Origin of the sequence: Micromonospora sp. D93 (assembly GCF_018070365.1) — a bacterium.
Classification (GTDB): Bacteria; Actinomycetota; Actinomycetes; order Mycobacteriales; family Micromonosporaceae; genus Micromonospora; species Micromonospora ureilytica.
Genome location: NZ_JAGPXW010000017.1, coordinates 13,257 through 32,669 on the forward strand (window position 1 = coordinate 13,257; position 19,413 = coordinate 32,669).

General features: G+C 70.7%; 15 protein-coding genes. 7 read left to right on the top strand and 8 right to left on the bottom strand.

What is annotated here, in order from left to right; genetic code table 11:
- Positions 1-1,104: a glycoside hydrolase family protein gene (locus KBX71_RS19625; RefSeq protein WP_247683777.1), complete on the bottom strand. Its 1,104-nt coding sequence runs from the start codon at positions 1,102-1,104 to the stop codon at positions 1-3.
- A 238-nt stretch (positions 1,105-1,342) separates the two neighbouring features.
- Between KBX71_RS19625 and KBX71_RS19630 the strand changes: the two genes are divergently transcribed.
- Together KBX71_RS19630 and KBX71_RS19635 are read left to right on the top strand one after the other, a co-directional pair.
- Positions 1,343-1,831 (top strand): hypothetical protein, encoded by a 489-nt coding sequence (locus KBX71_RS19630; RefSeq protein ID WP_210819462.1) that lies wholly within the window; start codon positions 1,343-1,345, stop codon positions 1,829-1,831.
- Positions 1,815-4,196 carry a M48 family metalloprotease gene (locus KBX71_RS19635; protein WP_210819463.1) on the top strand — a complete coding sequence of 794 codons (2,382 nt, stop codon included), beginning with the start codon at positions 1,815-1,817 and terminating at the stop codon, positions 4,194-4,196. The genes KBX71_RS19630 and KBX71_RS19635 overlap by 17 nt, the downstream gene beginning before the upstream one ends.
- 51 nt (positions 4,197-4,247) lie before the next feature.
- Here the strand turns inward: KBX71_RS19635 and KBX71_RS19640 are convergent, their stop codons facing one another.
- The 5 genes from KBX71_RS19640 to KBX71_RS19660 are packed head-to-tail and all read right to left on the bottom strand — an operon-like array spanning position 4,248 to position 10,029.
- Entirely contained in the window at positions 4,248-5,090 is an 843-nt protein-coding gene (locus KBX71_RS19640) for a carbohydrate ABC transporter permease (RefSeq protein ID WP_210819464.1), read from the bottom strand.
- The gene (locus tag KBX71_RS19645; protein ID WP_210819465.1) at positions 5,080-6,045 is read right to left on the bottom strand and encodes a carbohydrate ABC transporter permease; all 966 of its coding nucleotides are present in this window, start codon (positions 6,043-6,045) and stop codon (positions 5,080-5,082) included. Before KBX71_RS19645 ends, KBX71_RS19640 begins: the two co-directional genes overlap by 11 nt.
- A 10-nt stretch (positions 6,046-6,055) precedes the next feature.
- Complete coding sequence (locus KBX71_RS19650) at positions 6,056-7,330, bottom strand: ABC transporter substrate-binding protein (protein WP_210819466.1); 1,275 nt, start codon at positions 7,328-7,330, stop codon at positions 6,056-6,058.
- A gap of 12 nt (positions 7,331-7,342) precedes the next feature.
- Positions 7,343-8,968, bottom strand: a complete 1,626-nt coding sequence (locus KBX71_RS19655) for an FAD-dependent oxidoreductase (RefSeq protein WP_210819563.1) — start codon at positions 8,966-8,968, stop codon at positions 7,343-7,345.
- A 20-nt stretch (positions 8,969-8,988) separates the two neighbouring features.
- Positions 8,989-10,029: a LacI family DNA-binding transcriptional regulator gene (locus KBX71_RS19660; RefSeq protein ID WP_210819467.1), complete on the bottom strand. Its 1,041-nt coding sequence runs from the start codon at positions 10,027-10,029 to the stop codon at positions 8,989-8,991.
- Between the two features lie 319 nt (positions 10,030-10,348).
- Here KBX71_RS19660 and KBX71_RS19665 point away from each other — a divergent pair, with 319 nt between their 5' ends.
- The 4 genes from KBX71_RS19665 to KBX71_RS19680 all read left to right on the top strand — a co-directional run bounded on the left by KBX71_RS19665 (position 10,349) and on the right by KBX71_RS19680 (position 14,875).
- Entirely contained in the window at positions 10,349-11,377 is a 1,029-nt protein-coding gene (locus KBX71_RS19665; RefSeq protein ID WP_210819468.1) for a hypothetical protein, read from the top strand.
- A 178-nt stretch (positions 11,378-11,555) separates the two neighbouring features.
- Positions 11,556-12,755 carry a low temperature requirement protein A gene (locus tag KBX71_RS19670; protein WP_210819469.1) on the top strand — a complete coding sequence of 400 codons (1,200 nt, stop codon included), beginning with the start codon at positions 11,556-11,558 and terminating at the stop codon, positions 12,753-12,755.
- Between the two features lie 158 nt (positions 12,756-12,913).
- Positions 12,914-13,810, top strand: a complete 897-nt coding sequence (locus KBX71_RS19675; protein WP_210819470.1) for an acetyltransferase — start codon at positions 12,914-12,916, stop codon at positions 13,808-13,810.
- A 75-nt stretch (positions 13,811-13,885) separates the two neighbouring features.
- On the top strand, positions 13,886-14,875 hold the full coding sequence (locus tag KBX71_RS19680; protein ID WP_210819471.1) for an alpha/beta fold hydrolase: 990 nt from the start codon (positions 13,886-13,888) through the stop codon (positions 14,873-14,875).
- A 54-nt stretch (positions 14,876-14,929) separates the two neighbouring features.
- Here the strand turns inward: KBX71_RS19680 and KBX71_RS19685 are convergent, their stop codons facing one another.
- Complete coding sequence (locus tag KBX71_RS19685; RefSeq protein WP_210819472.1) at positions 14,930-15,469, bottom strand: DUF308 domain-containing protein; 540 nt, start codon at positions 15,467-15,469, stop codon at positions 14,930-14,932.
- Positions 15,470-15,720: 251 nt separating this feature from the next.
- Here KBX71_RS19685 and KBX71_RS19690 point away from each other — a divergent pair, with 251 nt between their 5' ends.
- The gene (locus tag KBX71_RS19690; RefSeq protein WP_210819473.1) at positions 15,721-18,444 is read left to right on the top strand and encodes an AAA family ATPase; all 2,724 of its coding nucleotides are present in this window, start codon (positions 15,721-15,723) and stop codon (positions 18,442-18,444) included.
- Positions 18,445-18,467: 23 nt separating this feature from the next.
- Here KBX71_RS19690 and KBX71_RS19695 read toward each other — a convergent pair whose 3' ends face one another.
- A complete protein-coding gene (locus KBX71_RS19695) occupies positions 18,468-19,385 on the bottom strand; it encodes an NADP-dependent oxidoreductase (protein ID WP_210819474.1) in 918 nt (305 codons plus the stop codon).
- Between the last annotated feature and the right edge of the window lie 28 nt (positions 19,386-19,413).

A 19,413-nucleotide genomic window follows, 5' to 3' on the forward strand; every position in this document is an offset into this window, starting at 1 on the left:
TCAGCGCGCCGCCTGGTAGGCGCGGCCCACGGCGGTCGCGGTGCTGCCGGTACGAAACAGACCGGTCTGGTCCTTGTCGGTGGCGGGCAGGCCGAACCACGCGTACCGCTGTAGCCAGGACAGGCCACCCAGCATCCGGGTCGCCGCGGTGAGGAACGCGGCCTGCTGTGCCTGGGTGGGGAAGCGGACGCCGTTGGAGAAGTCGATCAGGGCGAACTCGGTGAGCCAGATCGGCAGCTTGTACCGGTCGTGCACGCCCTGGAGGTACGACTTGAGCTGGTTGACCGCGTTGGCGGTGGTGAAGTCACCGCCGTACCAGTGCAGGGCGATGAAGTCGACGCGGTAGCCGCGCTGCTTCGCCCCGGCCATGAACCGGTCGAGCCATTCGCCCGGCCGGTCGCCGCCCCAGGCCACCGCCGGGCTGCCCAGCGGAAGCCCGGTGGCCTGCAACTGCGGCCACAGCTCCAACGCCTGCTCGACTGTCATCTCCGCCTGACCCTTCAGGTCCGGCTCGTTGAACCCGAGCAGGTGACGGCCGTTCTTCTTGGCCTGTTGCAGGTTGGTGGCGGTGACGCTCTTCGCCCCCCAGATCATCGGGACGAACTCGGCACCCGTCGGGCTGGTGACGCCCGAGTGGGCCACGTCCCAGGTGTAGTACCAACTGGCCCCGGAGTTGGCCAGCGCCTGGCTGACACCGTCGAAGGTCCACACCCCGACGCCCTTGCGCTTCGAGGTCACCGCCGGGGCCGCCGGAGCGACCGGACGCCCGGTTGTCGGCTTCGCCGTCGGCGTCGGCGTCGGGGTCGCCCCCGCCGGGCTCGTCGTGGCGGCGGGCGTGGTCGGGCTGGGTGCGCCGGGTTGCGGGCTCGCGGGCGGCGGCGTGTCGAGCGCCTGCGTCGCCGCCGGGGCCGGCGTCGGCCCGGTCGGTTGCACCACCACGATCACACCCGTCACCAGTACGGCGACCACTGCCGCCACGACGAGCGGCCACAGCAGCCGCCGTGCACCGATGGGAAGGCGGCCGAGCAACCCGCGTCGGGGGTCCGCGTGGGCGCCTCGGTTTCCCCTCGCGGCGTCCGCTTCCGCCTGGCCGGTTGCACGCATCGATCTCGCTCCTTCATGTGGTCGCACTGCTGACGAGGGGGAGGTGGTGGTTGATCGCCCAACTCCTCCCCTCAGGAGACTTGCCGACCGGACGGGGATAACGGTTTCGTCGGCGCGAGCAGCGAGCGGACGGTCCGCTCGGTGCTTCGATGGCGTTCCGGCCACCGTCAGTGATAGAGCGCGTCCACTATGCTCGACGCTGCCCGGATCGAGGATCGCCGAGGTCGGGAAGGATCTCATGAGCGCTGACCCGGATGAGGCCCTGCTACGTGATCTCGTGTGGCCGTTGGTGCGGGAGTTCTCGCCAGCCGAGCGAGACGAACTTTTCCCGTTGCTGAGCGCTGCCTATTTTGCCGACCCGAAAGCCTTCGGCCGTGACGGCGGCGGCGGCGGACCGCTCCGGTTCGGGCTGCCTGAGCTGGCGGTGATCATGACACCAGCTCTCCTGGCCGCGATGAGCGAGGTCGTCCGGTACGTGGTCACCGAAGCGGCGCTGAAGGGTGTGAAGGCGACGGCCGACGGCGTCCGACGCCTGTTCGGACTCCCTCGTCGTCCGGATCCCGCCCTCGACGAGACTGCGCCGCTGACGCTGACCGCCGAGCAGTGGATCCAGATTCGCCGGATCGTTGAGCGCGTGGCCCGTCAGGGTGGCGTCCCCGCCAACCAGGCGATGCTCATCGCTGACGCGGTCGTAGGCCAAGGTCAGGTCGATGGTGGGGAGGCGTGACGCACCGGCGGCGTCCACCCTCCGGTTCGCGCTTCTGGCTGCGGTCGTCCTGGCTACCAGCGGGTTCGTCTTCCTGAGTGTCTACACGTTTCTCCCGGACCGGCTGCACCGTCTGACGACCGCCATCGAGGTGTGTGAGGCGGAGCGATCGGCAGCACCCGGTTGGTTCGACACTCCGATAGTCACCGAGGAGGATGCCCAGAGGTCGGACGCCGCCCACCGCCGGCTGAGCGAGTGCCTCGCCCCAGTGCTCGTCGACCAGGTGGCCTTCGTCGCCGGCGGCGTCGCCCTGCTGACTGCCGTGGCGCTGGCGTCGTACCTGTCGCACCCCTGGTGGATCGTGCGTCGACGCAGGTTGAGGCGGTTGTCGGAGAGCACCGCACCACAGCTCTTCGGTCACCTGGAGCAGCTCAGCCACGAGATGGGCCTCGACACCTCGCCGGACTGGCGTCTCGCACCCCTCGCCCGCACCACCGGCGGTCAGGCATTCGGCCTGCCCTGGCACCGATACGTGCAACTCGACGCCGGGCTGCTGCTGCTCCACACCACTGACCGGCCCGCCTTTCGGGCGGTGGTGCGGCACGAACTGGCACACCTTCGTCATGAGGACGTGGATCGGACCTACCTGACCATTGCCATCTGGCGATCGTTCGTCGCCGTCGCGCTCCTGCCCTACCTTGTCCTGACCGTGCACCCTGAGCTGTTCCGTACGCCGCTCGGCTGGCACTGGCGCGACGTCCAACTCGTGGACGATCCGGGCTCGACTGCCTACCGCCTCGGCTCGCTGCTGGTGCTGACCGCCCTGGTCTACCTGACCCGCAACGCGATCCTGCGCGTGCGGGAGACCCACGCCGACGTCGCCGCCGCAGGACAGGGCAGCGGGGACGCGTTGCGAGCCGTCCTGGAGCGCCTGCCAACGCCTCGGTACTGGTGGAGCAGGTGGGGCACCCACCCGGATCCGCGTCGGCGGCTCGCCACCGTGGCGGACCACCGGTTGCTGTCCACAGTCGGTCTGTGGGAGCTGGCCGGCATCGGTATCGCGACCGGCCTGGTCTGCGCCAACGCCGGCTTCCTGCTGGGCATCAATGTGTTGAGCGATCCTCGGCTGGCGCTCGCGACGGTTGGGTTTCTCGTCGGTGCGGTCGCCGTCGCGTTGCTCGCGGTGGTGATCTGGCGGGCCGTCGCGATCGATCCCACCCGGGTGCCGTCGGCGTTGACCTGGCTGGTCGGTCCCGTCGTGCTCGCCGCCGGGTGTGTCGCCGGCTCGTTCCTGTCCCTGCAGGTGGCCGGGACCGTGCAGGTGCCGGGTGGCCTGATCGGCCCGTCGGCCTGGGTCGTCTCGACGCTGTTGTTGACGACGGCCGGCGTGCTGATCGCTTGCTGGATCACGTCGACGGCCCGCCGCGTGCTCATTGCGCCGCGAGGTGCGCCGTGGGTCATGCCAGCCGTGGTGGTGATCGTGGCCCTCCTCGGCGGCCTCCTCTTCGCCGTCTGGCTGCCCGCCAGCGCGGTCCCCAGCGGCTTCGCCATTCGCTGGGGTGAGCCTCCGGCGATCGGGGCGGACATCGGCTGGTACAGCGGCATCGCGAGATGGGCGGATATCCGGTTCGACAGTGCGCCCCGGTTGGTGTTCAACCCGTTCACGCTGCTCCTACTGACGGTGCTCTGGCTCGTTCCGGCGATCATTCGTAGGGGCCGGAACCGTGGAGCACCGGATCACCAGCCGCTGAGGCTGGGGGCCGCGTTTACCGTCGGCGCCGTCGGCGCGGCCGGCGTGCTGGTGATCGGAGCCGTGCTGCCCTTTGCGGCCCAGGCCGCACTACCGGCCTGGGCTCGCCAGCAGGAGGTGGTGGACGGTGTTCCGTTCTTCGCGATCTACGATGCCGCGGGCGTCACCATCGCCGCGGTCGCCGTCGCGGTCGTGCTGGGGGTGATCGTGGGCCGACCCGGCCCGGACCGGCCGGCCCTGGCGGCCCTGGCCGGCTCGACGACGGCGGTGCTGTCCACTCTGGTGATCTTCTTCGTGACGGACCCGATCGCCTGCCACGTCAACGTCTGGGACTTCTCGCCCGCGCCGACCCGGTGCTTTGGCGCCTTGTATGCCCAGTCGTTCTCCCGGGTCACCCACGAGATCATCGTGCAGGGCATCATCCTCGCGATACCCGTCATGATCCTGTCCGCGGCACTCGGCGCTGCCTACCGGCGTCGAGTGCCGCGGATCGTCCCCGCCATCCGGCCGACCGGGCCACTCGCGAGAGTCGTCATCGCGGCGCTGCTGGTCCTGCTCGTGGCGTTCACCGCCTATCTGAGCCTGCTCATCCTTCCCCTGGCCTACGACGAGTGGCTCCGGCGTACGTTCGGGTAGCGCGCCATGGGCTTCGGACGCACGGGTTGGCAACGGACACACGCCTGATGATCAGCCCTTCAGGCCGGTGTGGGCGAGGCCCTCGATGAACTGCCGTTGCGCGATGACGAACACCACAAGGACGGGCAGCGCCGTCATCGAGGCCGCCGAGAGTTGTACGTCCCACATCGGGCCGCCGTACGCGTCGACGAACTGGGTAAGCGCCTGCGGCAGTGTGAACTTCTCCGGGGTGGACAGGAAGACGATCGGCTCCAGGTACAGGTTCCAGCTGTGCAGGAAGGTGAAGATCGCCACCGCGCCGAGGGCCGGGCGGGCCAGCGGCAACGCGATCCGCCAGAAGGTCGCCAGCCGGCCCAGCCCGTCCACCCGGGCGGCCTCCTCCAACTCGCTGGGCAGTGTGATGAAGAACTGCCGCATGATGAAGGTGGCCAGCACACTGGGCGCGCCGAGCGTCGGCACCAGGATCAGCGGCCAGTGGGTGTCGATCAGGCCGACCGAGTTGAACATCTGAAACAGCGGCACGATGGTCACCTCGCTCGGGATCAGCAGGCCCACCAGCACCACCATGAAGAGCGCGTGCTGGCCGCGGAACCGGATGCGGGCGAACGCGTAGCCGGCCAGCGACGACACCGCGAGGGTGCCGACGGTGACCACCGCGGCGATGTACGCGCTGTTGAGGTACTGCTGGGCGAACGGTTGCAGCTCGAACACCCGCCGGTACGCCGAGAAGCTCAGCTCGGTGGGGATCAGCGACGGTGGGAACGCGAAGATGTCGCTGACCGGCTTGAACGAGGAGGTGACCATCCACCAGGTCGGGAAGACGAACGGGATCGCCAGCAGGCAGATCAGCCCATAGATCGCCACCCGGGCCCGCAACGACAGCCTATTGTTCATGGAAGACCCACTTCCTGCGCATCCGCCACTGCACGACGGTAAGCGTCAGCACGATCAGGAACAGCAGCACCGACAGCGTCGACCCGTATCCGAACTGGTGGAACTGGAAGGCCTGCTGGTAGAGGTAGTAGACGAGCACTGTGGTCGAGGTGCCCGGTCCGCCCTGGGTGAGCACGGCGATCTGGGCGAAGACCTGTAGTGCGCCGACCACTGTGATGATCGAGGTCAGCAGGATGGTCGGGCTGATCAGCGGCACGGTGATCCGACGGAACTGGGTCCACCGGCTCGCGCCCTCGACCCGGGCCGCCTCGTAGAGTTCGGCGGGGACGCCCTGCAACGCGGCGAGGAACAGCACCATGTTGAGGCCGACGTTCTTGACCACCTGGACGACGATCACCGACAGCAGCGCGGTCCACTCGCCGCGCAGCCAGTTGGGGCCGTCCAGGCCGACCGCGCCGGCCACCCCGTTGACGCCGCCGTTGTCCTGGAGCAGGAAACCCCAGACGATCGTCCAGGCGACGAGCGACACCACCACGGGTGAGAAGAACAGCGTCCGGAACACCACGGTGCCGCGCAGCCGCTGGTTGAGCAGGACGGCGAGCAGCAGGGCCAGGGCGAGGTTGAACACGACAAGGCCCACGGAGAAGAACAGCGTGCTCCGGAGCACGCCCGGCAGCTTCGGGTCGTCAATCAGCTCGCGGTAATTGTCAGTGCCCACGAAGTCGAAGGTGTCCGCGAGCACGTTCCACTCGTGCAGGCTGTACCAGACCACCAGGCCCAGCGGCAGCAACACGAAGAGGGCCGTACCCACCAGCTGTGGGGTCACGAAGAGCAGGCCAGCCAACTGGTCGCGCCGACGACTGGTCCACCACCCGCGTCGCGGCGACGCTGCCGTGCCGCCCGGGACGGGCCGGGGCTCAGCCCGACCCGCCACGTCGTCCGTCAGGACCGGCATCGCTGATCCCCTACTTCGCCAACAGCGGGTTGATCGCCGAGCAGACCCCGTCGAGCACGGCCCGCACGTCCGCGTCGGCCTTCCACATCGGGTCCAGCGCCGACCGCACGGCCTGGCTCAGCTCGGCCTGCCCGGTGTGGTTGGGCTTCACCACACCGTTGGCGATCCCGTCGATCACCACGCTCTGCAACTGTGCCGGCTTGAGCAGGGGATTGGTCTTGGCCAGCGTCGCGGCGGTGAGCAGCGGGGTACGCGGCGGCGGGAAGAACTGCGCCAGCTTGGCGGAGTTGGCGGGATTGGTGAGGAAGGCCAGGAAGTCGGCGGCCGCGTCGGCGTGCTTGCCCTTCTTCAACACACCCATGCCACCCTGACCGATCACCGAGTAGGCACCCTTCGGGCCGGCCGGCAGCGGCACCAGGTCCCAACCGAACTTCTGCTTCTCCAGCAGCGAGGCCCGCGAGATCTGGGTGATCGTCATGCCGGCCTCGCCGGCGAAGAAGTCGGCCGCGGTACCCGGGCCGGGCAGCGCCTTCGCGGTGAAGATCGCCCGGTGCAGGAAGGTCATCGCGTCGACCATCTCGGTGGCGTTGAAGCCGCAGGTCTTCCCGTCCGCGCTCCACGCCTGGGCGCCCCAGCCGGTCCAGATCGTGGAGAGGTTGTCCCAGCCCTTGTAGTCGAAGTCCCGTACCACCAGGCCCGCCTTGCCCGTCCCGGCGGCCACCGCCGAGGCGGTGGTCACCGCGTTCTCCCAGGTCCAGGCGTTGGCGGCGATCAGCTCGGCGGGGCTCTTCGCGCCGGCGGCCTTGACCAGGTCGGTGTTGACGAAGATGCCGAACGGTGAGGTGGAGAAGGGGTAGCCGTAGAGCTTGCCGTCGGCCTGCCACAGCTTGGTCGCGGCCGGCGCCAGCTCGTCGAAGGCGTACCCGTCGGTCTTGCGCAGGGTCTCGTCCAACGGCAGCAGCGCGCCGGAGGAGACGAAGTCGGGAGCTGCGTTCTCCAGGACCCAGGCCAGGTCGGGCGGGTTTCCGCCGGCGATCTGGGTGGTCAACGTGGTGGTGTAGCTCTCGAACGGGATCGGGTCGAACGTGATCTTCGCGATGTTGGGGTGGCTGCTCTGGTACTCCGCCGCGATCTCGTTGAACAGCTTCAGGTGTGCCTCGTTCGCCGACCAGGTGGTCATCCGCAGCGAGACCGGGCCGTCGGAGCCGGCGCTGTCGCCGCCGCCGCACGCGCTCAGGCCGAGCATCGCGGCGAGCGCGACGACGGCCGTCAACCGTTTCCTCATCAGGGTTCTCCCTCAGTAGCCGGCGATGTCGGGCCAGCGCAGCTCGACGCCCTCGTCGGCGAGGCGGTTCTGGAATTCGGCCAGTAGGCCGGGGGTGTAACGCACCGCGCGGGGAGTGACCCGGCGGGCCAGGCAGAAGTCCGCGAGCAGGCCGGCGACCTCGCCGATGTTCCACTCCACGGGGTGCAGGCGGTACGAACCGTTGGTGATGTGGGTGGTGCCGATGTTCTTCCCGGCGGGCAGCAGGTTCTCCACCCGTCGGGGGATCAGGGCGCCGAGTGGGATCTCGAAGGGGCACGAGGCCACGTCGACGTAGTTGTCCCCGCCGGTGGACGGGTGCAGGTCGATCCGGTACATGCCGACGCCGACCGCGTCCGGGTAGCTGACCGCGCCCTTGTCTCCGCGTACCGCCAGGGAGAGGTCCTGCTCGACGACCGTGTACTCGGCGCGGATGCGCCGCGCCTCACGGATGTACGGGGCCTGGGCCAGACCGCTGTGCGCGACGTCGCCGCCGGTGCTGATGCCGCCGGTGCCGGTGACGTCACCACGCAGTCGCAGCCCGGGGAAGCCGGTCCCACCGTCGGCGCGGGGCGCCTCGGTCTGCAGCCAGTAGAGCACCGACAGGGAGAGTTCCCGGGCCGCGGCGATCTGGTGGGCGGGGTCCGGCACGTCGATCAGCGGCTGTTCGAAGTAGTCGATCATCGGCCAGTTGACCAGGCAGATGTCGCTGTCGTAGCTGCCCGGGACGAAGCTGCGCCGAGCGGCGATCCGGCGGAACGTCCACAGGTTGCCGTCGCCCGGACTCAGCCGCTGGTCGGCCATCACCAACCACGGGTCGTCGTCCGGGTTGGGGGTGAAGCTGCGCTCGGAGATCTCCAACGTGCGTGGGTTGGGTGAGCGGAAGGAGAGCATCCGGTCGCCCCAGAACGGCGGCTCGTACGCCCGCCAGAAGTCGTACCGGGCCGGCCGGTCGATGGTGTGGTCACCGTCGACGTGGTCGACCGCGAAGCAGACCGAGAACGCCTGCATGTTCTCCGGCTGCGCCTCGTCCGGCGCGCTCGGCTCGCCGGTCTCGCCCCGCGACTCGAAGCCGGTGACGTACTCGGTGCCGGTCAACGGCAGCAGTTCGCCCGTCTCGGTGGCGTCCAGCACGTACGGTGCGACGACATGCACCTGTTCGCCGCTGTCCCGGTGCGCCAGGGTCACCCCGGTCACCCGGTCGCCGTCGGTGTCGGCCCCGACCGGCAGGTACGGCTGGAGCAGCCGCAGCCGACCGGCTCCCCGGTACGGCGCGAGCATCGCCTCCAGCACCGCCACCGCGACCCGTGGCTCGTGGCAGAGCCGGCTCACGTGCCCGGCCCCCGGGTTGAGCGCGGTGGCCTGGCGGGCCCGGTCGGTGAGCGGGTAGTAGGCGCGGTAGTAGTCCCGGATGCCGTCGCGCAGCCTGCGGTAGCTGGCGGTGACGCCGAACTGCTCGACCCAGGAGTGCTCGTCGGGCGGTACGGCCTGGCTGGTGAGCTGACCGCCGAGCCAGTCGTACTCCTCGCTGAGCACCACCGAACGGCCGGCGCGTAGCGCGGCGAGGGCCGCGGCGACGCCACCTAGTCCGCCGCCGACGATCAGAACTTCGGCCTGCATCTCTGGCAAGAGCTGTCCTTTCACGGGATCGCCTTCGGCGGCGCGAGGGTGGCGCCGTCGACGGGCTGGCAGGGCACCAGCCGCTGCGGCACGGTTTCCGGGTCCGCCTCCAGCAGCCCGGTCAACACCTCGACGGACTGCCACCCCATTTCCCGGCGGGGGATGCGGAAGCCGGTGAAGTCGATGTCGGTGCTGGCCGGTCGGGTCGGGTCGCCGAGCGCCAGGATGGACAGATCACCGGGGATGTCCAGCCCTCGTTCGCGGGCGAGCTGGGCGATGGCCACACCGTCGGCGTACTCCTCGACCACCGCCGCCGTGACGCCCGCCGCGAGCAGGGCGTCGAGCAGTTCGGCGGGGGAGCGGTCGGTGGTCGGTAGGTGCCGCGGCGTGTGTCCGGCCTCGTCGAGCGCGGCCCGGAAGCCGCGCATCCGGTCGGCGTGCGACTCGGGGCCGGCGCCCTGACCCAGGTAGGCCAGCGCGGTATGACCCGCGGCCAACGCGCGACGTACCACGGTGGCGGTGGCGGTCGGGTAGTCGGCGCCGACGTACGGCACCGGCCCGCCCGCGTCGTCGCGGCGGCCGACCGAGACGAACGGCTGGCCCTCGGTGACCAGCCGCGTCAGCTCGTCGTGGTCCAGCGATCGACCGAGCAGAACGCAACCGTCGGCCAGGCGGAGCCGGTTGTCGTCGTGGAAGATCCGTCGTCGGCCGCCCGCCACCGGGGCGCTGGTGAGCAGCAGCAGGTCACAGCCGAGCCGTTCGGCGCACTCCTCGATGCCGACCAGGAACGGGTGGTAGAAGTCGCCGGTGCCGGTCGGAAAGACCGGCTCGTAGGTGAACACACCGAGGATGCGGTTGTGCCGTGCGGCGAGCCGGCGGGCGACCGGGTCGGCGACGTAACCGGTGGTGCGGATGGCGTGCAGGACCCGCTCCCGGGTTTCCGGGGCGATCCTGACGTTGCCGTCGTCGCGGCCGTTGAGCACCAGCGAGACTGTCGCCTGGCTGACGCCGGTCATCCGGGCGATGTCGTGCTGGGTGACTCGCCTGCGCGAACCAGTCACGTTCCGTGTCCAATCATTACCGGGGTAATACGCATTAGCGTCGGTGAGGTGAAATGGTGCGGCGCACCCGGCGTCGCCGTCAAGACCTTCGGGCAGAGAAGTTCTGTCGACGAAAGCCGCTCGATAATTCGTATTAGCACCTTGACGGTCGACTGCGGACCCGGCCAGACTCGTCGATGACGACCCCGGGTCACCGGCCAGGCAGCCAGATCACCCACAGTGACGCTGGCTGCGTCCTCGTCCGTGCCTCCCGGCCGCCGTCGCGCCACCACCCACGTTCCGCGATCGACGAGCGTCCCCTCACGATCGGAGACACCAGATGGCACACGCGTACCCGAATCCGCCCGCCGGCCGACCCGGCGAGCTGAGCCGACGAGGGCTGTTCCGCGGCGCGGCGCTGCTCGGCGCCGCCTCCGCCGCCGGCGGCGTCGGCACCCTGCTTCAGGGCACACCGGCACTGGCCGGACCGGCCGGTTTCCCCAGCTACCGGTACGTCCGCGACGCGTTCGACAGCCCGCTTGCCTACAACCCCACCGGCGAAACGATCTTTCCCTGCGTACGCGGGGTCTACGACAAGATCACCGGCGCCAAGGGGCGGTACTACCTCTACTACGCCCCGCACGACGCCCCCGGCGGGATCTGCCTCGCCTACGCCGACCGGCTGGAAGGCCCCTACACCGAGCACCCCGGCAACCCCATCGTCGACCGGGTGCTCCCGAGCGCGACGGTCAGCCACGTCTCGTCGCCGCACGTCGTCTGGAACGCCTCCAGCAGGGAGTTCTTCCTCTACTTCCACGGGGAGAACACCACCACCCGGGTGGCCCGGTCCCGGGACGGCATCACCTTCAGCGACGAGACGCCGATCCTGAGCACCAGGCTCGTACCGAACACCACCGAGACGTCGTACGCCCGGGTCTTCGAGCACCGGGTGACCGGGCTGGCCAACAAGTACGTGATGCTCTACATGGGAGCGCACACCGTGCGGCCCGGCACCCGGAAGATCTTCTGGGGTTGGTCGCCGAACGGCTGGGACCAGTGGCAGTTCGCGCCGCAGCCGCTGATCTCGCCTGCCGGCGACGGCCTGAGCGACATCTCCGCACCGCACCTGCTCACCCGCAACGGCACCGCGTACGTCGTCTACCACGGCGGTGACGGGCGGATGCACCTCACCGAGGTCGGCAACGGCTTCGACCGGGAGGTGCATCTCGGGGTGTTCCACAGCCCGATCGCCTCCGACAACGGTCGGGTCGCTTCGCCGAGCTTCGGCACCGACGGCGGCGTGGGCTACATGATCTACGAGGCTGGTCCACGCCTGGACGCCAGGATCTGCGTGGCACGGGCGGTCTGACCGACCCGGTATCCGCCATCAGCGACGAGGGCCCGATAAAGATGGATAAAGTACGCAGATAGGGGTTGGGGCGGGGCCGGTCGGTGAAGGAGGCTCGGGGGCGATGGCAGCGGAGCAGCGTCACCACAGTGGTGTGCCCGTGCCGGCGGCCCTGGCCGGCTGAGCTGTCTCGCCGTCCGTGCTGAGGCGCACCGAGTTCTTTCGTGGGCTCGGGGACAGCAGGAGCCCACGTTCAGCGACCGTCCTGGAACTGCTGTTCGACATCGTCTACGTCTTCGCGCTCGCCCGCCTCGCCGGGCGGGTCGCGGACGACCTGACCATCGTCCGGCACACGCTGCTGTCCGAGGCGGGCCAGACCGTCCTCTTCTTCACGGCGATGTGGATGATCTGGTCGCTCAACGCCCTGCTGGCGAGCACCTACGACCCCAGGCGCCCCGATCTGCAGGCCGTCCTGCTGGCCACGATGTTCGGCACGCTGGTGCTGGCGGTCACCTTGCCGCAGGCCTTCGGCCAACGTGGCGTCGTCTTCGCCTGCACCTACGTGATCATCCAGGTCGGCCGACCGCTCTTCCTGGTTTTCGCCCTGCGGGGCCACCCGGGTCACGCGTTCGCCCTTCGGGTGCTGACCTGGCACCTGGCGTCCAGCGTGCTCTGGATCAGTGGCGGCATCAGTGGTGGTCTCGGTCGGGGCGTCTTCTGGACCCTCGCCCTCGCCATCGAGCTGATCGGCGCCGCCACCACCTACCCCCTTCCGCGGATGGGCGGGAGACAGCTCAACAGCCTGGGGGTCACCGTCTCGCAGGAGCATCTCGCCGAGCGGTACAACCAGTTCTTCATGATCGCTCTCGCCGAGGTGGTGCTCGAAGCCGGCGCCGCGGTCAGCTTCCCGGGCTTCTCGACAGGGGGAACCATCACCCTCGTCGCCTCGTTCGTGGCGGTCGTCTCGTTCTGGCGGATCTACTTCTACCACGTCAGGTCCGGCCGTGCCTCGACCCCGAGCGGGGAGGGGGTCCAGTTGTCGCGGTGGGCGAGCTACAGCCTGCTGTTGATCGTCGGTGGCATCATCTGCACCGCCGTCGGCTTCGGGCAGATCATCGAGGATCCACACCCGCCGATCGACTGGGCCCTGGTCGCCATCGTCTTCGGCGGCCCGGTGCTGTTCCTGATCGGGCGCAGCACCCTGGAGCGGGCGAGCAACACCACGCCGCGGTGTCGGGTGCTGTACTTCGGCGTCCTGGCGCTGATCGTGGTGGCCCCGGCGATGGTGCTGCTCCCGCCGGTCGCCGTGGCGGCCCTCGCGGCGGTGATCCTGGCCGCCATCACCGTGTTCGACCAGCGGGCACACAAGCGTGGGTCGGAGACCAACCCGACGCTGTGACGATCCGTTGCGGGCCGGCGACCCCCGCGCGTATGGTCGTCGGGCACGCCGTCGAGCGGGAAGGAGGTCAGAACAATGTCCGATGTTCTGCGCCCCCTCCGCGCTCCGGCGTCTGCGCGGATCTGATCCGGGGCGCTCGCTTCCCGGAGGACCAACCCATGACTGATCTGGTCATTCGTCCGCTCGTCGCGGGCGAGGAAAACCTGTTCGACTCCATGCCTGATCCGCTGCCCCAACTGCGCCAGGTCGCGTACGCCGATGGGATTGCCGGCGGTGGCTACCGGCCCGAGACCACCTGGGTCGCCCTCCGTGCCGGCCGGGTGGTCGGTCGGGCCGCCTGGGTCCTCCCGCCGGGTGCCATCGGTGCCCCGTGGTTGGAACGGTTCGACCTGGACGCCGAGCCGGAGGTGGGCGCCGAGTTGCTGCGCGCCGCCCACGAGGCGCTTGGCGGTCCCGGTCTGTACTACGCCGCCCTGCCGGCGCACTGGCGGCGTCGGCCCGAGGTGCTGGCCGTGGTGCGGGCGCCGATGGCGGCCGCCCGGCTCGCCGGACTCGTCGAGCGGAGCGAGCGGCTCCGCTGCTCCTGGACGGGCACACCCCTGCCGGCGTCCCCCGGACGGTACGACTTCCGTCCGCCCGTCGACGCGGCGGAGATCAACACCCTGGTCGCCAGGATCGCCGAGCCGGACGTACTGACCGGCGTCGAGAACGCACTAGCGGTCGGGGGCGTCGACCTGGCCACCGACCCGCTGGCCTGGCTGGGCGACAACTTCGAGGAATGGCGCGTCGCGGTGGACGCGGGTAAGCCGGTGGGCCTGGCCGGAACGGCCGGCGATGCCTGCTTCCCACAGCTCGCCTATCTCGGCCTGCTCGACGAAGCGGCGCGGCCCGAGCTGCTGGCCGAAGCGGTCCGGGTGCTGGCCGCCGGCGGTGCCCGCGAGGTCATCGCCGACGTCGATTCCCACCGCGTGGCGGTGCTGGCGGAGTTGGAGCGGACCGGCTTCCGGCAGTTGCGCTCCCGGGTCGTCTTCGCGCCGCCGAACAGCCAGGAATAGCTGCCCGGGTGCGCCCGGTCACCCGGGCGCACCCCCTCGGCCAGCGTCGAGCGTGGCCCCTGTCAGCATCTGACCATGCCGGAGATCATCGCGCTTCTGGTCGGCGGGTTGGCGCTCGTCGGAGCGGCGGTCGCCGGGCTCTATCTCTGGCCGCTGGGCCGCCGAGGGCTACGGGTCGCGCCTGCCCGGCCGCTCGACTTCGACACGGCCATCCGTGCCGCCGAGGCCATCATCGCCGCCGAGGCCGCCGATCCGGAGATCCGGCCGGAGTCGCGCGGCCGCCTGCTGAGCCACGGTTCCCGTACCGGCAGGGCCGTGCTGCTCCTGCACGGGTACACCCTCGCGCCCGAGCAGTACGCGGGGCTGGCCGAGGAGTTCTTCGACAGGGGGTACAACGTCTGGATTCCCCGCGCTCCCCAGCACGGGACCGTCGACCGGAGGGCCCACCACCGGGTCGAGGCCGGTGAGCTGACGACGTACGCCGCGCAGGGGTGGGCCGTGGCGGCGGCTCTGGGAGACGAGGTGGGCGTCGTGGGGATCTCCGGCGGCGCCGTGCTGGCCGCCTGGCTGGCCCAGGTGCCCGGCAACGTCGTACGGCATCTGTTGTTGCTGTCGCCGTTCTTCGGCCCGAACCCGCGGCAGGCGCCGGCCTACGCGGTCAAGCCGCTCATCGTGTTGTACGGGCGCCGCGTCCTCCCCGACCGCGTCACGTCGCGTGGATACTCCCTGGCCGCCGTCACCCAGTACCTGACGATCGCGCGTACGCTGCCGAATCCGCCCCGGCGGACCGGTCTGCGGACCGCGGCGGTCGCGATCAGCCCCCTCGACGCTGTGGTGGACCTCAGGGCGGCGGTCCAGGTGCCGCGCCGGATCGCCGACGCGAACGGGGTGCCGCTGCGGGTGTGCGCCCTGCCGGAGGCGTTGGGCGTCGAACACAACACCCTCAACCTCGGCGTCGACGGCGACGGCGACGGCGACGAGTGGCGTCGGCGGTACGTCGCGCTCTACGAGGGTGAGGCCGCGTCGGCCTCCGGGCTCGCCGGGACGACCAGTATCGGCGAGTGACAGTCGACGACGCCGTGGTGGCAGGTGAGCCCCTGCCACCACGGCGTCGATCGGTCAGACCCGGACGGTCTGTCGGCGCTGCCGCCACGCGAGGCTCGTGGCTTGCAGGACGAAGAAGACACCGCCGGCCGCGGTGTAGACGATCAGCATGCTGAGGTTCGGCTCCGCGCCGAGGGCGGCGGGCAGGTAGGTCACGCCGGCGATGACCGAGAGCGCGCCCGCGACCAGCATCGGCCACTGGCGGCCGAGTTCCGGGCTGTTGCGGCGGATGGCGACGGTGAACTGGGCCACGCCGGAGACGATCGCCCACACGCCGAAGGTGAAGAGCACGGTGCCGATCCCGCTACTTGCCGCCAGCCCCAGGGCGAGTGCCGCCAGGGCGCTGAGCGTGGTGTTGAAGATCTGCAGCTTGCGGGCCGGGGTGCCACGGTCCTCGCGGGCGTCGAGCAGCGAGGCCACCACGTCGATGAGTGGATACGCGATCAGGAGGACCACTGCGGTGGCGGTGAGCGAATCGCTGACGGTCGAGAATCCGGCGGCCCAGGCGATCGCCACGAGACCACGGACGAGGTAGATGCGAAAGAGGGGAGACATCCGAGTGTCAGCTTTCTGCCGGTCCGGTCGATTACCTGGATAACCCTCCCGGCCGTGCCACTCGATCGCCCCAGGGAGACACCCTGGCCGAGGCACTGGCCTCCGACCGACCCGACCTTCAGCGCGCTGGGCCAGCGACAGTCGCTCCGCGGGGTCCCTCGCGCAGGCGACGGGCGGGGGACCCCCCTCCGAGCTGGCCGGACTCGGAATCGGTGATCTCCCTCGGTGTACCCTCCGCCGGGGAGGATGACGTGCCGAGTTACACCGAGGGTTCCGCGCTGCGGGGACGCCGACGCGAGCGGGACACACTCGACCGACTCCTGCGTGACGTTCGCGCCGGACACAGTCGGGTGCTGGTACTCCGCGGTGAGGCAGGTGCCGGTAAGAGCGCACTCCTGGACTACCTCAGCGAGCATGCGTCGGCCGGTCGGGTGACCCGGGCCGCCGGTGTGGAGCCGGAGTCCGAGATCGCCTACTCGGCGCTCCAGCAACTCTGCGCGCCGCTGCTCGGTCACCTCGACGGGCTGCCTGAGCCGCAACGGCTCGCCCTCGCCACCGCCTTCGGGCTGAGCCCCGGCGACCCGCCGGAAGGGCTGCTCATCGGTCTAGCCGTCCTCGGGCTGCTCGCCGAGGCCGCGGCGGAACAGCCACTGGTCTGCATCGTGGACGACGTGCAGTGGATGGACCGCATGTCGGAGGTCATCCTCACCTTCGTCGCCCGCCGACTGGACGAGGAGTCGATCGCGCTGGTCTTCGCCTCCCGCAGCCCAGGGGACGAACAGATCCTCCGCAGCCTGCCGGAACTGAGGGTCGACGGGTTGCCGGCCGCGGAGGCGCGGGCGCTGTTGGATTCGGTGCTACCCGGGCCGGTCGACGACCGGGTCCGGGACCGGATCGTCGCCGAGACGCGCGGCAACCCGCTCGCACTGCTCGAGCTGCCACGCGGCCTGACACCGGCGGAGCTGGCGTTCGGGTTCGGTGGGCAGGCCGCAGCACCCCTGGCGAGCCGGATGGAGGAGGGCTTCCGACGGCGCATCACGGCGCTCCCGGCGAACACCCGTCAACTCCTGCTCGCCGCGGCGGTCGAGCCGGTCGGCGACGTGACGCTGCTGTGGCGCGCCCTGCAGCGGTTGGGGGTCGGACCTGACGCCGCCGCGCCGGCCGAGGCCGCCGGGCTGGTCGAGTTCGGGGCGAGGGTGCGGTTCCGGCACCCGCTGGTGCGTTCGGCAGCCTGGCGGTTGGCCGAGGCCGACGAGCTGCGTGAGGTGCACCGTGTGCTCGCCGAGGCGACCGATCCGGATCAGAACCCCGACCGCCGTGCCTGGCACCGGGCGCACGCCGCCGTCGGCCCGGACGAGGAGGTCGCCGCCGAACTGGAGTGTTCGGCCGGTCGGGCGCTCGCCCGGGGCGGTCGGTCCGCCGCCGCGTCCTTCCTCGAGCGCGCCGTCGCGCTCACCCCGGATCCGAAGTCGCGTGCCGCACGCGCCCTGGGCGCCGCGCGGGCCCGACTCGACGCGGGAGAGCTGAACCAGGTTCCGGACCTGCTGGCGGCCGCCGAGTTGGGTCCACTCGAACCGTTGCAGCGGGCCGGGGTGGAGCGCCTGCGGGCCCAGGTCGCGTTCGCGCTCAACCCCGGCCGAGCCGCCGGCCCGCCGCTGCTCGCTGCCGCTGGCCGTCTCCGGGAGCTGGATCGCGCCTCGGCGCGCACCACGTACCTTTCGGCGGTGGGTGCCGCCGTTCACGCGGGCCGGCTTGCTGACGGCGACCTGCGCCGGGCGGTCGAGGCGGCCCGCGGCCTGCCGGCCGGCGACGATCCGGCCGGCCTGTTCCTGACCGGCCTGACGGCATGGACCCTCGACGGGTACGCACACGCCGTTCCGTATCTCCGCCGGGCTCTCGAAACGATGACGGCGGACGAGAACCTGCACCTGCTCTGGCTGGCCGGGCCGGTCGCGCACGAGGTGTGGGACGCCGCCGCCTGGTTCCGGCTCACCGAGCAGGCGGTCGGCTTCGCCCGCGCCACCGGTGCGCTGTCGCTGCTGCCCACAGCGTTGGCGTTCCGCTCCGGCGCACTGGTGTTCGCGGGTCGGCTCGTCGATGCGGCCGGCCTGCTCGACGAGGCCGATGCCCTCGGCCAGGCCACCGGAATGGCCATGCACCCGTCCGCCTCGCTCACTCTGGCCGCCCACCGTGGCCGGGAGTTGCCCGCAATGGAGCTGATCGACGCCACCGTCAAGGACGCCGACGCGCGTGGCGAGGGCCGCCTGCTCGGCCTGGCCGGCTACGCCAGAGCGGTGCTGGCCAACGGGCTCGGCTTGTATCCGGCCGCGCTGGATGCCGCGCGTCAGGCGACCGAGTACGTGGACCTCGCCGTGTTCAACTGGACGCTCGGTGAGCTGATCGAGGCCGCCGTACGCGCCGGAGAGACCGAGGTGGCCGCCGAGGCCCGCGAGCGCCTCGCGGAGCGTACCGGTGCCGCCGGCACGGACTGGGCGCTTGCCGTACAGGCCCTCGCCGACGCCCTGACGGGAACGTCGGAGAGGGCCGAGGACCGGTACCGGGAGGCGGTTGAGCGGTTCACCGGCGGCCAGTTCGGTCTGCAACTGGCCCGGGCCCGACTGCTCTACGGCGAGTGGCTGCGCCGGGAGAACCGCCGAGCCGATGCCCGGGTCCAGCTGCGTGCCGCGCACGAGGCGTTCGCCACCATTGGCGCGGAGGGCTTCGCCGAGCGGGCGAGCAGGGAACTGCTCGCCACCGGCGAGACCGTCCGCAAGCGGACCCTCGGACAGCCGGTCGAGTTCACCCCGCAGGAGGCGCAGATCGCCCGGCTCGCGGTGGCGGGGCAGACCAACCCGGAGATCGGTGCCGCGCTGTTCCTCAGCCCGCGTACCGTCGAGTGGCACCTGCGCAAGGTCTTCACCAAGCTCGGCATCGGGTCGCGCAGAGAGCTGGCGGCGGCCCTGCGCGACCGCTGACCGCAGGTGGCGGACCCCCTCGTTCAGTGACTGAGCACGACCTTGCCCGACAGGCGGCCGGCGGCGTGGCGACGGTGCACCTCGACGATCTCGGTCATCGGGAGGCGCTCGCTGACGCCTGGCGAAACCCCGTTGGCGTCCACCCGGCGGGCTATCTCGTTGAGGTGGGCGGGATCCCAGCGGACGGTCATGACCATCGCGCGCACCGCGCTGCGGCGGTCCGTCGTCGCGGACGAGGTGATGGAGACCAGACGACCGCCCGGCTCAATGAGGGCGACGAGCCGATTCAGGCCGGACCCGTCGATGGGTGCCGTGTTGAACACAGCGTCGACTGGCTCGGTCAGCCGGTCGACCGTGTAATCCAGGATCTGGTCGGGGCCGGCCGACTGGGCTGCCGTGATGCTGGACGGGCCCGCCACTGCCAGAACGGTGGCGCCAGCCAGCTTGGCGAACTGCACGGCCAACCGACCGACGCCACCGCCCGCGCCGTTGACCAGGATGCGCTGGCCGGGCCGGACCCGCAGGTGGTCGTGAATGCCCTGCCAGGCGGTGAGCCCGGCGATCGGAAGGGCGGCGGCGTCGGCGAGCGGGATGTTCGTTGGCGCGGGGACCACCATCGTCGCCGGAGCGAGGCTGAACTCCCCGGTGGCGCCGTCCGCCGGTCGTGGCAGGGCCGCGATGACCCGGTCGCCGACCGCATGGCCGGTGACACCCGGGCCGAGTTCGACGATCGTGCCAGCGACGTCGGTGCCAGGGATGTGCGGCATCCGGACGGGATGGGAATGGTGCAGGACACCGGCTCGGATGACGGCGTCCGCCGGGTTGAACGACGTGCCCGCGACCCTGATCAGAACCTCACCGGAACCGGGGACGGGCACGGGTGCCTCCTCGTAGCGGAGCACCTCGGGTCCGCCGTACTCGTGTATTCGGATGGCGCGCATGTCTTCCTCCAGGGGGATTTGTGGCAGA

Coding starts and splice junctions, on each gene's coding strand:
- KBX71_RS19625 (WP_247683777.1), bottom strand. CDS start 1,104: ATGCGTGCAACCGGCCAGGCGGAAGCGGACGCCGCGAGGGGAAACCGA.
- KBX71_RS19630 (WP_210819462.1), top strand. CDS start 1,343: ATGAGCGCTGACCCGGATGAGGCCCTGCTACGTGATCTCGTGTGGCCG.
- KBX71_RS19635 (WP_210819463.1), top strand. CDS start 1,815: ATGGTGGGGAGGCGTGACGCACCGGCGGCGTCCACCCTCCGGTTCGCG.
- KBX71_RS19640 (WP_210819464.1), bottom strand. CDS start 5,090: ATGAACAATAGGCTGTCGTTGCGGGCCCGGGTGGCGATCTATGGGCTG.
- KBX71_RS19645 (WP_210819465.1), bottom strand. CDS start 6,045: ATGCCGGTCCTGACGGACGACGTGGCGGGTCGGGCTGAGCCCCGGCCC.
- KBX71_RS19650 (WP_210819466.1), bottom strand. CDS start 7,330: ATGAGGAAACGGTTGACGGCCGTCGTCGCGCTCGCCGCGATGCTCGGC.
- KBX71_RS19655 (WP_210819563.1), bottom strand. CDS start 8,968: ATGCAGGCCGAAGTTCTGATCGTCGGCGGCGGACTAGGTGGCGTCGCC.
- KBX71_RS19665 (WP_210819468.1), top strand. CDS start 10,349: ATGGCACACGCGTACCCGAATCCGCCCGCCGGCCGACCCGGCGAGCTG.
- KBX71_RS19675 (WP_210819470.1), top strand. CDS start 12,914: ATGACTGATCTGGTCATTCGTCCGCTCGTCGCGGGCGAGGAAAACCTG.
- KBX71_RS19680 (WP_210819471.1), top strand. CDS start 13,886: ATGCCGGAGATCATCGCGCTTCTGGTCGGCGGGTTGGCGCTCGTCGGA.
- KBX71_RS19685 (WP_210819472.1), bottom strand. CDS start 15,469: ATGTCTCCCCTCTTTCGCATCTACCTCGTCCGTGGTCTCGTGGCGATC.
- KBX71_RS19695 (WP_210819474.1), bottom strand. CDS start 19,385: ATGCGCGCCATCCGAATACACGAGTACGGCGGACCCGAGGTGCTCCGC.